General features: G+C 57.3%; 12 protein-coding genes and 1 tRNA gene. 9 read left to right on the top strand and 4 right to left on the bottom strand.

The features are described from left to right. Nucleotides 1-305: 305 nt before the first annotated feature. The 8 genes from BIND_RS20030 (at nt 306) to BIND_RS05145 (ending at nt 8,678) form a co-directional block, all read left to right on the top strand. Nucleotides 306-1,031: a hypothetical protein gene (locus BIND_RS20030; RefSeq protein ID WP_012384008.1), complete on the top strand. Its 726-nt coding sequence runs from the start codon at nt 306-308 to the stop codon at nt 1,029-1,031. A gap of 294 nt (nt 1,032-1,325) precedes the next feature. Next, complete coding sequence (locus BIND_RS05115; RefSeq protein ID WP_425277059.1) at nt 1,326-2,723, top strand: M16 family metallopeptidase; 1,398 nt, start codon at nt 1,326-1,328, stop codon at nt 2,721-2,723. 193 nt (nt 2,724-2,916) lie between these two features. Beyond that, nucleotides 2,917-4,197, top strand: a complete 1,281-nt coding sequence (locus tag BIND_RS05120) for a M16 family metallopeptidase (protein ID WP_012384010.1) — start codon at nt 2,917-2,919, stop codon at nt 4,195-4,197. A gap of 35 nt (nt 4,198-4,232) precedes the next feature. After that, nucleotides 4,233-6,146, top strand: a complete 1,914-nt coding sequence (gene mutL / locus BIND_RS05125) for a DNA mismatch repair endonuclease MutL (protein WP_012384011.1) — start codon at nt 4,233-4,235, stop codon at nt 6,144-6,146. Nucleotides 6,147-6,185: 39 nt separating this feature from the next. Next, nucleotides 6,186-6,773: a hypothetical protein gene (locus BIND_RS05130; protein ID WP_012384012.1), complete on the top strand. Its 588-nt coding sequence runs from the start codon at nt 6,186-6,188 to the stop codon at nt 6,771-6,773. Nucleotides 6,774-6,815: 42 nt separating this feature from the next. Beyond that, nucleotides 6,816-8,081, top strand: coding sequence for a phosphoribosylamine--glycine ligase (purD, locus tag BIND_RS05135; protein ID WP_012384013.1), 1,266 nt, complete (start codon nt 6,816-6,818; stop codon nt 8,079-8,081). A 95-nt stretch (nt 8,082-8,176) separates the two neighbouring features. Then, a tRNA-Phe gene (locus tag BIND_RS05140) sits at nt 8,177-8,252 on the top strand. A gap of 231 nt (nt 8,253-8,483) precedes the next feature. Then, a complete protein-coding gene (locus BIND_RS05145; protein ID WP_012384014.1) occupies nt 8,484-8,678 on the top strand; it encodes a hypothetical protein in 195 nt (64 codons plus the stop codon). Nucleotides 8,679-9,012: 334 nt separating this feature from the next. Here the strand turns inward: BIND_RS05145 and BIND_RS05150 are convergent, their stop codons facing one another. After that, nucleotides 9,013-9,438: a winged helix-turn-helix transcriptional regulator gene (locus BIND_RS05150; protein WP_041778479.1), complete on the bottom strand. Its 426-nt coding sequence runs from the start codon at nt 9,436-9,438 to the stop codon at nt 9,013-9,015. A 114-nt stretch (nt 9,439-9,552) separates the two neighbouring features. Between BIND_RS05150 and BIND_RS05155 the strand changes: the two genes are divergently transcribed. Continuing rightward, on the top strand, nt 9,553-10,326 hold the full coding sequence (locus BIND_RS05155; RefSeq protein WP_012384016.1) for an SDR family oxidoreductase: 774 nt from the start codon (nt 9,553-9,555) through the stop codon (nt 10,324-10,326). 220 nt (nt 10,327-10,546) lie between these two features. On the opposite strand, the gene BIND_RS05160 is transcribed toward BIND_RS05155, so the two are convergent. From BIND_RS05160 to chpT, 3 genes are all read right to left on the bottom strand, one after another. Then, complete coding sequence (locus BIND_RS05160) at nt 10,547-10,906, bottom strand: ArsC family reductase (protein WP_012384017.1); 360 nt, start codon at nt 10,904-10,906, stop codon at nt 10,547-10,549. 154 nt (nt 10,907-11,060) lie between these two features. Further along, nucleotides 11,061-11,594 (bottom strand): Hsp20/alpha crystallin family protein, encoded by a 534-nt coding sequence (locus BIND_RS05165; protein ID WP_012384018.1) that lies wholly within the window; start codon nt 11,592-11,594, stop codon nt 11,061-11,063. A 394-nt stretch (nt 11,595-11,988) separates the two neighbouring features. Next, entirely contained in the window at nt 11,989-12,657 is a 669-nt protein-coding gene (gene chpT, locus BIND_RS05170) for a histidine phosphotransferase ChpT (RefSeq protein WP_012384019.1), read from the bottom strand. Nucleotides 12,658-12,780 lie beyond the last annotated feature (123 nt).

Consider the following 12,780-nt stretch of genomic DNA (forward strand, 5'->3'; position numbering starts at 1 on the left):
CCCTTGCAAGTTTTCCTTAGTTTATGTTTTGATAAAGAGGATAAGCGGTCGCCAGACGCGACCCAGAGCATCAAACCTGAAAGTGGTCTCATTTTTGGGTAAATTTGATGCTTTGATAAAGAATTATAGCATTATTCACACACCTGCTTCTGAAGTTAAGGCGTGAAGCTCCCATGTAAAATATCTTCATGCCATAATATCATGGCGCGGATGTCAGGTTTAAAAAGGCAGGTCTATCTTCTGTTTGCCTTGATTTGGCCCGGTTCCGCCCTTTCTTATCGAGTGCCCAGCGAGAAGGAGAGATCATGAATTCCGCCAAAGCCTCCGCTTGCCGCAGAACGGTTTCGCCGGCCAGGGGTTTCATTACCGCTTCTGCTTTATGCCTTGGCCTCGTGCTCGGTCTCGGTGCGGTCGCGCCTGCCGCCGCCTATGAAGATACGAACCCGCTGAATTCCTTGCTCGGCTTTGTCGGCATGCAATTCGACAAGGAAGAGCAGGAGGCAATCGACTATCGGGCACGGGCGCCGCTCGTCGTACCGCCGCATATGGATCAATTGCCAGCACCTGTGGCGCGCAAGGAACAAGATGCCGCTTGGCCTAAGGATCCTGACGTTTTGGCGCGCAAACGGGCCGCGGCGGATTCCCATCGTCCAGCGCCGCAGGTCAATCTGAATACGCGCGCCGAGCTTTCGCCGCAGGAACTGGCGCGCGGCAAGACCGATAAGACGGAGGAGCCGGGCGGCAAACCCGATGATGGGTGCCAGGCGACGGCGGGCACGGCGATGTGCGTCTATGCGCCGTGGAATCTCTTGAAAAAAGTTATGCACAAGGATGACGAGGAAGTCGTCAATGTGGGTGACGAGCCTTCGCGGAAATATCTGACCGAGCCACCGGCTGGCTATCGTGCCGCGACCAAGACGACCCATTTCGAATCCGACAAGAACGCCAAGGCAACGGTGGATGCGGGCGATGCCGCCGCCTATACGCGCAGCCAGGGCCACAAAAGCGCGGCCGACGCCTTTGACCGGTAAGCGCGGCGAGGGCTCCAGCGTGCCGCAAGCCTGACGCCCGAAAAGACTTGGCGTGAATTCTGCTTGTTTCAAAGGTCCAAATGTTCTGATTTTTTCGCTTTTGGAAACCGCGTTATTCTTTGGAAAAGAGTGGAATTCATGCCGAAAGCAGAAGAAAGACCCTTGTGATCCGGGCCTTGCGATACAAGGTTGCAATGAATGGTCCCGCGAAGGATGCGCGGGAAGATGCATAACAGGCAGGTAACAGCCTCGTGCCACAAGCGTGGCGTAGGCGCCTGCGAGTGAATGAAAGCGATGGTCTGCATGTCTCAGGGTCAGTCGAGCGCGGCATCACCTGTTCAAGGTTCTTTCGGCCTCACCCCTTCGCCAGCCAATCCGGCCAAGGCCCATGGGCCGCAAGTCAGTCAGGCGAAGCTCGCCAATGGCATGGACATTGTGGTCATTCCTGACCATCGCGCGCCTGTCATCACCCATATGGTCTGGTATCGTAACGGGTCCGCCGATGATCCAGTGGGCAAGTCCGGCATTGCGCATTTCCTTGAACATCTCATGTTCAAGGGCACCAAGGATCACAAACAGGGCGAATTTTCCGAAGTGATCGCCGATTTCGGCGGTCAGGAAAACGCCTTCACCTCGAATGATTATACCGCCTATTTCCAGCGGGTCGCCAAGGACCATCTCCGCGTCTGCATGAATTACGAGGCTGACCGGATGAAAAATCTGGTCCTCTCCGATGAAGTGGTCGCCCCCGAGCGCGATGTCGTGCTCGAGGAGCGCCGCATGCGCACGGATTCCGATCCCTCGGACCTTCTGAACGAGGCAGTCCAGGCCGCCCTTTATACGCATCATCCCTATGGCAAGCCGATCATCGGTTGGAGCCATGAGATCGAAACCCTCGATCGCCAGGATGCGTTTGCCTATTACGATCGTTTCTATACGCCAGAAAATGCGATTCTCGTCGTCGCCGGCGATGTCGAGCCCGATGAGGTTCTGGCGCTTGCCGAGGATGTCTATGGCAAGATCCCGGCCCATGGCGAGGCGCCGCGTCGCTCGCGTCCCCGTGAGCCCGAGCCGCGCGCTCATCGGCTCGTCAAGCTCGTCGATGAAAAGGTCGAACAGCCGACGCATCAGGGGGTCTTCCTCGTCCCGTCCTACAAGACGGCCGCGCCTGGCGAAGCGGAAGCGCTTGAAGTTCTCGGCCATTTGCTGGGCGGCGGTCAGACCAGCCTGTTGTTCAAAAAGCTCGTCGTGGCCGATAAAGTCGCCGTTGCCGCCGGCGCCCATTACCAGGGGACGGCTGTCGATCAGACGCGCTTCTATGTTTATGGCATCCCGGCGCCAGGCATTACGCTCGAGGAAATCGACAATGCCATTGACGCCGTCATTGCCCATGTGGCCAAGGAAGGCGTCTCGGAAGCGGATCTGCGTCGCACCAAGACCCGACTCGTCGCAGAGGCGATCTATGCCCAGGATAATCAATCGACATTGGCGCGGTGGTATGGCGCTTCGCTCAGCGTTGGCCTGACCCTGAACGATATTGCCGAATGGCCGGCGCGAATCGAGGCCGTTACCCTGGAGGATGTCAAGAAAGCCACGCGCTGGCTCGCCAAAAGGCGCGGCGTTACGGGTTTCCTCCTGCCGGCCCATGCCCCAGGAGAACATACGATCGAGGTCGAGACCGAGGCCAGTTGAACCGGCCTTCTGGTTGCGCCCGCTTCCTGTTGATGCCAGGGTCAGATGATCCGTGCTGATCGGGTGCATAATTCGTAGCTCCTCATGGCAGGTCGCCATCGGCGTGCCATGAGGAGCGTTTTCATGACCCGCACGTTTGTTTTGCCCCGGCCAGGACCTGTTCCGCAGCGGGGCCTTTGGGAATTTTCCGACCATGACCGCACTCGCCACCACTGACGCTCCGTCTCGCGCTGCCTCCGTCCAGAAGGTCGTTTCCAAGGGAGGGATCGAGGCCTGGCTCGTCGAGGATTATGCGGTGCCGCTCATTGCCCTTGAATGTGCCTTCAAGGGAGGCGCGGCGCAGGACCCGGAGGGCAAGCCAGGAGCCGCGACCCTGCTCGCTGGCCTGCTCGATGAAGGCGCCGGCGCCCTGGATGCCGATGCCTTTCACCAGGCGCTGGACGAAGATGCGATCGAACTGTCTTTTTCGGCCGATCGCGACGTTCTGGGCGGCCGGATGCAAACCTTGTCGCGCAATGCCGAGCGCGCCTTTGAATTGTTGCGGCTGGCCGTCAATGAGGCGCGGCTCGATGCCGAACCTTTCGCCCGCGTGACCAGCCAGATGATGGCGAGCCTCAAGCGCGAGGCGAATGATCCTGATTATGTCGCCGGCCGGACCTTTCGCGCTCTGTCCTATCCAAACCATCCCTATGGCTTACCGGTGCGTGGCGATCTCGTCAGCCTGCCGGATCTGACGCGGAATGATCTCCTCGATCTTCGCCGCCGCTTGCTGGCGCGGGATAGTCTGAAAATCGCCGTCGTTGGCGCCATCGACGCGGCGACGCTCGGCGCCTATCTCGACCAGGCTTTCGGCGATTTGCCGGCCCATGGCGATCTTGTTGCCATCCCCGATCAACTCTTTACCGGCGAGGGGCGGCGGCAGGTCGTCGATCTCGACATTCCGCAATCAACCATCCGTTTTGGCCGCCAGGGCATTGGCCGCAAGGATCCGGATTTTATCGCTGCGACAGTGGTCAATCATATTCTCGGCGGCGGCATTTTCTCGGCACGATTGTTTCGCGAGGTACGCGAGAAACGCGGGCTCGCCTATTCCGTCTATTCCCAACTCGTCACTTTCGATCATGGGGCCATGCTGACCGGCGGCACCTCGACCAAAAACGAGCGTGTGGCGGAATCCCTGAGCGTCATCGAGGAGCAGATCCGCGATCTTTCCGAGAATGGACCGACCGGGGAAGAGCTCGACAAGGCCCGGAAATATCTGATCGGGTCCTATGCCTTGCGTTTCGATACGTCGACCAAGATCGCCGGCCAGCTCGTGCATTTGCAGACGGATGGTTTCGACGTCGATTATCTCGACGCGCGCAATCAATGGATCGCGGCTGTAACGATGGACGATGCCAAGCGCGTCTGCAAACGTTTGTTTGGCGATGGCCATCTGCTTGTCGCCATCGCCGGACGGCCTGAAAATCTGTAAAAGCTCATGCGGTAAAATCTTCAAGCGATTAACCTTTGACGATCCGCCGTCTCGATCCCGTCCTCATCGATCGCATCGCCGCCGGCGAGGTCATCGAGCGGCCCGCCGCGGCGGTGAAGGAACTCGTCGAAAATGCGCTCGACGCGCAGGCGAGCGAGATTGATGTCGTGCTTGAAGGCGGCGGCAAGACGCTCATCCGCGTCACCGATAATGGCTGCGGCATGAGCGCCGAGGATCTGGAACTCTCCGTCGAGCGCCATGCCACGTCCAAATTGCCGGATGGCGATCTCTTCGCCATTGCGACGCTCGGGTTTCGTGGCGAGGCTTTGCCCTCGATCGGTTCCGTTTCGGTTCTGTCGCTGACGAGCCGCATGGAAACGGCCACGCATGGTGTCGCGCTCAGCGTCGAACATGGACGCAAACAGACGGTCATTCCCTGCGGCCAGCCACGTGGCACGCGGATCGAGGTCCGTGAACTGTTTCGCACGACGCCGGCAAGGCTCAAATTTTTGAAAGGTGATCGCGCCGAGGCGCGCGCTGCCGCCGATGCCGTGCAGCGCCTGGCCATGGCGCATCCGACCCGGCGTTTTACCTTCACGAGCACGGATACAGCGGGCTTTGATTATCTGCCTTGTGCCGAGGGACCAGAAGGCCTGCTCGCGCGTATCGGCGCCGTGCTGGGCAAGGATTTCGAGGCCAATGCTTTGCCGGTCGAGGCGGAACGCGAAGGGATTATCCTCGAAGGGTTCATCGGCCTGCCAACCTGGCATCGTGCCAATGGGCTAGCGCAATATCTTTTCGTCAATGGCCGGCCGGTGCGCGACAAATTGCTCACCGGCGCTGTGCGCGCGGCCTATATGGATTATCTGCCAGCCGGGCGTTATCCCGCCTTGGCTCTGTTTCTGCGGTGTGATCCGCAAGAGGTCGATGTCAATGTGCATCCGGCCAAGGCGGAAGTTCGTTTCCGCGATCAGGGTCTTGTGCGCGGTCTCCTTGTTGGCGCCTTGAAACAGACATTGCAGCAAGCCATGCATCGGGCGACGCCTGATGGTGGCAGAGTGGCGCTCGGCCTTCTTGCGATGCATTCGGCGGGGCAGGGGCAGCGGCCCGTATCATCCGCGTCCATGCCATCCGCGTCAAGGCAAGCGCCGACCATGCCGCCCAGGGATTGGATCAAGGAAGGCGTTCAGGATTGGGATTGGCGGCAATCCCCCGCGCGACCGCAAAATCCGCCCCAAAATCCGCCCCCTGGCGATCGTATCGAAATGTCAGGCTCGCTGCCTTTGGGTTTTGCCGAAACACCGGCTGGTCTGAACGGGGATAGCGGGAAAGAGCTCAGCGAGGCGGCTTCTGAGACGCCGCATGATGAGCCACTTGGATTTGCGCGGGCGCAATTGCATGAGACCTATATTGTCGCGCAAACGCGCGATGGTTTCGTGCTGGTCGATCAGCATGCGGCGCATGAACGTCTTGTCTATGAACGTTTGAAACAGGCGCGCGCGGCGCAAACGGTCGAGCGCCAGATCCTTCTCCTGCCGACCATTGTCGAATTGCCTGAGGCTGATGTCGAACGGCTGGTCGACGCGGCCTCGATGCTGGCCGATTTTGGCCTCGTGGTTGAAAGCTTCGGTCCCGGCGCGCTAGCCGTGCGGGAAATTCCGATCGTTTTGAAGGATGGCTCGGTTCCGGCCTTGATCCATGATCTCGCGAACCAGTTGCAAGAAGACGACAAAGCCTTGATCCCGCTCGAACGCAAACTCGATCATGTGCTGGCGACCTTTGCCTGCCATCATTCCGTGCGTGCCGGCCGTCGTCTCGGTATCGAGGAGATGAATGCGCTCCTGCGCGAGATGGAACGCACGCCGGGCTCCGGCCAATGCAATCACGGGCGCCCGACCTATATCGAATTGAAGCTCGGTGACATCGAGAGATTATTCGGGCGTGGATGAGCGAAGCGACGAGATCTCATAAGTGTCGGATCGATGAAAATGAACCAAATCGTGCATCTCGATGTCTTTACCCATGTTCGTCTGATCACAGGCTTTATCACCAGTTTGAGCATTGCCCGCCTGCTGACCGGGCTCGCGCGTTTTGTCCAGCATCCCAAGCGTGAGACGATCTATCCGGTCCATCTCGGCTGGGCTCTCTTTCTGCTTCTCTACATCATCTATTTCTGGTGGTTCGAGATCATGCTGGCCCGCATCGATGTCATCACCTTCGAGGTTTACGCATACATTCTCTTCTATATCGTTTTGTTGTTCTTCATCTCGACGCTGCTGTTTCCAGACCGTATGGACGAATATAAAGGGTTCGAGGATTATTTCCTTTCATGCCAGAAATGGTTTTACGGTCTGCTCGCCTCTGTGTTTTTCTTCGATGTTTTCGATTCGATTTTGAAGGGCTGGGATTATTTCCGTTCCCTGTCAGGGGCATATCCTGTGCAGCAGGCGGCCCTTTTCAGTCTGGCTGTCGCGGCCATGTTCATTCGCGATCGGCGTTTTCATTTGGCTTTCGTCGGCGGCGCACTGGTTTTTCAAATTCTGTGGATTGTGCGCCATTATAATGTCATGGCTTGAAAGCTCTTTTTCGTCGTCCTCGATCTTCGAATATCCAGGCTCATGAACGTCCTTCTCATCGGCTCCGGCGGGCGCGAACATGCGATCGCCAAAACTCTCGCCAAAAGCCCTTTGCTCTCGACCCTCTTCGTTGCGCCGGGCAATCCCGGCATGATGGAGATCGCCGAACCCGTCGTGCTCAAAATCGAGAATCATCAGGCGGTCATCGATTTCTGCCGCCTCCAGGCGATCGGCCTTGTCGTGATCGGCCCCGAGGTGCCGCTCGTCGCGGGGCTTACCGATCCGCTCGTTGCGGCGGGCATTAAAGTTTTTGGTCCGAGCCAAGCGGCCGCTCAGCTCGAAGGATCAAAAAATTTCACGAAACAATTCTGCTTGGAGCATGGGATTCCGACGGCGCAAGCCCAAAGCTTCGATGAGGCGGCGCCGGCCAAAGCCTATGCCGCGACAAGACCCCTGCCGATCGTCGTTAAGGCGGATGGCCTCGCTGCCGGTAAGGGCGTCGTCGTGGCGGCGACCCATGCGGAGGCGGAGGCTGCGATCGATCAGATTTTTGCGGGCGGAATCGGTGGCAATGGCTTGCTCATCGAGGATTTTCTGGAAGGCGAGGAAGCCTCCTTCTTCGCGCTCTGTGATGGCACCAGCGCTTTACCCTTTGCCTCGGCGCAGGATCATAAACGGGTGGGCGAGGGTGATACGGGCGCCAATACCGGTGGCATGGGGGCCTATTCGCCAGCGCCTGTCATGGATGCGGCCATGACCGAAAGGGTCATCGATGAGATCATCACACCGACGGTCAAAGGCATGGCGGCACGCGGGACGCCCTTCAAGGGCATGTTATTCGCGGGGCTGATGATCGGGCCCGCTGGGCCGAAGCTGATCGAATATAATGTCCGTTTCGGTGATCCGGAAACGCAGGTCATGCTGCCAAGATTGCAAGACGATCTTCTCGCCCTGCTTCTTGCCTGCGCGGAGGGTCACCTGCCGCAAAAGCCTCTGCATTTTGCCGATGAAGTCGCACTGACCGTCGTGCTCGCCGCCAAGGGCTATCCCGAAGCGCCGCAAAAGGGCAGCGAGATTCGGGGCGTGGAAAAGGCGGCCAGTCTTCCTGGTGTCAGCCTAACTCATGCCGGCACGCGGCGCGAAGGTACGAAACTCCTGGCTGATGGAGGCCGCGTCTTGAATGTCACGGGCCTTGGCAAGGATGTGGCGGAAGCGCGGGAGCGCGCCTATGCGGCTGTCGATCTCATCGATTGGCCTGAAGGATTTTGCCGCCACGACATCGGATGGCGCGCGCTGCAAAGGAACTGACATAAATCCGCTTAAGGGTGCTGGACAACGGGACGTCCAGTCCACTATAAGGCCCCAGGTTCGAAGCAACGTCTTGAGACAGAAGATTCGTTCCTGCCCAGGTAGCTCAGTTGGTAGAGCATGCGACTGAAAATCGCAGTGTCGGTGGTTCGATTCCGCCCCTGGGCACCAGCGACCCCACCGAAAAATTTGAGCAGAAAAGATCTCGTTAAATATGAGATTTTTCGAGCTAAAAGACCTCTTCCGACACCATCTGGCTAAATCGTTTCTCGACACTGAGCGCAGCAGTTGGTTGGTCGTGCTCCTCATTTCGTCATGAGGCATGATTTCCCCAAAATTGAGGAATATCATTTCTGTTGCGTACGGGGATAGTCATGATGACCGACCTTCGGAGAAACCGAAATGAGACTCGCTCTCACGGCCTTACTTTTTAGCGTCGCCACAACAGCCATTGCTCAGCCCTATCGCGGACCGGATAATGGAGATAGACCGCCGCCACCTCCTCCCGTTTATGACGATCGGGGCGGCCCACCTCCCGTTGATGATGATGCGGAGGATGTCGACGAATTCCCGCCACCGCCGCCCGATGATCAATAATGTCAGGCTTAGAGGTGGCGTCCCGGATCGTTCAGTCCGGTAGGGAGACGATTTTATGATCTGGAGGACGGGAGCATTGCCCCTTTCATAATCGGCTGGTTTGAAGCCGACGAGGAGGCGGTCTCCCAGTTCCAGCACGGGCGCTTGATCGGGCGAGCGTGAACTTGGTCGCTTTGTCCTGATTGAGACCTTCCTTGCACGCGAAGTGCGCCAGAACCCATGCAGGGCATTTCGATCCAGGTCCGAGACGGTACGACGCCAACGGAGTTACAAGAGATCGTCGAAGACGTCGTATCGGTTATCAAAGCCTGGTACTTTCGATCCGACGCGGGCATTAACGCTCGTTCGCGGTGTCAAAAGCCTCACGCGCTTGTTCGATCTTATCGAGATTGTTTGCGGCCCATACCCACACGCCGCAGAATGCCGCCCCGAGCGTGATACCAAGGTCAGTGAGCCGGTATTCAACCTTCGGCGGCACAACTGGGTAGATCGTGCGCTTGACCAGCCCATCGCGCTCCATAGCGCGTAATGTCTGCGTGAGCATCTTCTGGCTGATACCTTCCACGGCCTCAGCCAAACGCGAAAATCTGAGCTCTCCCTTCTCGGCGAGCACATCGAGAATCAGCATTGTCCACTTATCCGCCACACGCCCGATCACGTCGGTCACGAGCTTTTCAATGCGGGGATCGAGATCGGCCGGGGGCTGCTGTTCTGCATAGAACTTCGCCGCTGCGATCTGCTCATCCGTGAACTTTGCCATCGTGGACATCTAATGCTCTCCATTTGGTAAGTATAGAACTTTTCGGTGCCTTCTTCCCTTTGGAAAGTATGAGCGTCAAAACTACCTGAATGCAACGGACTTCAGGTATTCACTATGAAAATGACCAATCGAACAGTCTTGATTACCGGCGGCACCAGCGGGATCGGCCTCACGCTCGCCAATAGCCTCGTCGAGCGCGGAAACATCGTGATTGTCACAGGCCGTGATCAGAGCAAGTTGACTTCTGTTTCGAAGGCCTTTCCGAGGCTGTACGTTGTTCGGAGCGATGTCACGAAGCCGGACGACATTCGGAGACTTTACGAGGAGATTTTATCCCGCTTTCCGAAGCTGGATGTTCTCGTCAATAACGCGGGCATAATGCGGAATCTCAAGCTGGTGGAGCCACACAGTCTCGAAGACATTACGCGTGAGGTCGATATTTTGCTGACTGGAGCAATCCGAATGGTGCAGCAATTCCTGCCGCATCTGCTGCAACGTGACGAAGCCGCGATCGTCAACGTATCCTCGGGCCTCGCTTTCGTCCCGATGCCTGTGTCGCCAGTCTATTCCGCCGCGAAAGCAGCCCTGCACGCCTACACGCAAAGCCTGCGGGCGCAACTTTCCGACACGTCGATCAACGTCATTGAGTTGGCTCCGCCACCAGTTGAAACGGAATTGTTTAGAGGTGAGTTTGCCGAGGAGATGAAGGGCCGGAGCGCTATGGCACCCGACAAACTGGTCAAACAAACGTTAGCGGCGATCGAAGCCGGGAGAACGGAAATTAGGCCAGGCGCTGCGAACATTCTCAAGATCGCAAGCCGGATCGCACCGGATTTCATATTCAAGCAAATGGTGAAACTTGGGCAGCCGAGGAACCGTCCGATCTAGCTAGTCCTGGCGGACTCAACCCACCCACTTTCTGATCTTGCCACCCTGAACGCTCGGCTTTAAGAACGGTGCATCGAGCACTGGGCCAGACTTAGCATGGCCCACCTCCCGTTGATGATGATGCGGCAGATGTCGACGAACTCCCGCCGCCGCCCGATGACCAACAATGTCGGGCTTAGGGGCGTTGTTTCGGATTGTTCAGCCCGGCAGGGGAACGATTTTATGATCTGGAGGAAGGGAGCATTGCCCCTTCATAATCGGCCGGTTTGAAGCCGACGAGGAGGCGGTCTCCTAGGTCCAGCACGGGGCGCTTGATCATGGAGGGTTGGGCGAGCATGAGCTTGATCGCCTTATCCTGGTTGAGACCTTCCTTGTCCTGTTCCGGCAGTTTGCGGAAGGTCGTTCCGGCGCGGTTGAGCAATTTTTCCCAGCCTATCGCGCGCGCCCAGCTTTCCAGTCGGTCGCGGTCGATGCCGGCCGTCTTGTAGTCATGGAAAGCGTAAGCGATTCCGTGTTCGTCGAGCCAGGTCCTCGCCTTTTTCATCGTATCGCAGGCCTTGATGCCGTAGATCGTCGCCATAGCCAAGTTTCTCCGTTCATGTCCAGCTATAGCATGACGGAGGCTTTGTCTCCTGGTTCGACCTGCAAGACCCTTTCAAGCATTGCGCCCGAAAGCGGGTCCGCTTTCGGGCGCATAGAGGGTGGGATTGTGAAGCATGACGCCGGGAGGGACATCAACCAGCTTTGATCTCGATGGTTTTTTCGCTTTTCTGGGCTTCGGGCGTCTTAGGCAGTTTTATGGTCAGAACACCCTTTGTAAACGTCGCCTCGATCTTGCTGGCATCGACGCCTGCGGGCAGTTGAAAGGATCGTGTAAAAGAACCGAAACGGCGCTCGGACAGATAATATTCTTTCTCGCGCTCTTCTTTTTCTTCCTTCTTCTCGCCTTTGATCGTCAGCAGATCCTCTGATATTTTGACATCGATATTTTTCTCATCAAGGCCGGGAAGCTCGGCGGTGAGTTCGAATTCCTGGTCTTTTTCGATGACATCGATGGCCGGCGCGAGGAAGCCACTGGTTTTGTCCAACCAGGGAAAATCGAGGCTGAACATTTGTCGGCCTAATGGAAGCGGGCGTCCGGGGCTGGCAAACCGCTCGAAGAGATGATCGACTTCCCGGCGAAGCGACTCAAAAGGTGCCCACGAGCCGAAGGTCGAGCTCGGGGTCACAGCTTTAGGCTCGGCTTTCACTGGAACTTTCTCTACCATAGTCATTGCTCCTCTCGAATGAGAAAACAAATCCGAAGGAATAGAGACGCTTCTGCTTGTGTGGTATGGATTAGGAGAAGCGGAAAGTATGGCTAAGTCATCGGTGAGAAGTAACTGTCACTTCTCTTGCTGATCACATAATGACACTTTGCTTTTTGGCAAGGTTAGTCTAGCTTAGAATTCGAATATTCATTTCGACGTGTTATAACGTGATCTCTACGGTGGAAAAATATGCCGTTGCTTATCGAAATGGCATGGCAAAGAAGCCATGACAAAGAAGCAACCTATCTTTCTTCTGAATTTCCCGCCGTTGAATCCAATCAAACCAAGCATGGTGGGTGTGACCCGACCCGATGAAGATTTCACCGGGACCGAGTCTTGGAGAGTTCCGCTCTCAGGCGACGTTGTCGAGCACGTTGGCGGCGATGGGTGTCGCTGCGATCTGGACGAGATTCGGCTCCGCGATAATATCGAGCGTCATACCGGCCGATTTGGCCACCAGGCCCGTGTAAAAAGCCTGGATGCCATGGGCATCGACCGATCCAGTGTCCGGCGCGCCCGCGAGCAGGCTCGGGACATGCTGAGCGAGGCGGGCATTCGTGCCCTGGGCGTCGATCTTGATATGGCTTGGTGTCTCGCCACCTTCGATCGTGACCGAAACCACGCCGCCGCGCGGCAAGGCTGCCATGGCAATCAGGCATAGATTCAAAATGAGCTTCACCTTGTCTTTCGCCATCAGCACGCGCGGGGCATGCCACTCCAAGGTGCTGCGCCCCTCTGCAAAAAGGCCGCGCATGACCCTTTCCGCGTCTCCCGTGTCGATCAGGGCGCCGGCGGAACCCGCAGCGCCGAAGGCGAGGCGGCAGAATTGCAGGCGGGCGGATGCGGTTTCGGCGCTTTTCTTGATCAAATCCAGAGCCAATTCCCTCTGGCTCTCTTCTTTTTCTTCCTCGAGGATTTCAAGGCCGTTGACGATGGCCCCGACTGGGCTGATGACATCGTGACAAACCCGCGAACAGAGCAGGGCCGCGAGATCCATGGGGTCGAGGGAGAATTGAGTCATTCAGCATCCATCCGTAGAGCAGAGGAAATTGCTTTTTCCGGTAGGGACTGGAAAAAGCAAGGTTTCGCCAGCATAGTTAACAATGGTTAATAATTTGGTCGCAAGCCGCTGTTCGAACGAAAG

The sequence above is a fragment of the Beijerinckia indica subsp. indica ATCC 9039 genome (assembly GCF_000019845.1).
Taxonomy (GTDB): domain Bacteria; phylum Pseudomonadota; class Alphaproteobacteria; order Rhizobiales; family Beijerinckiaceae; genus Beijerinckia; species Beijerinckia indica.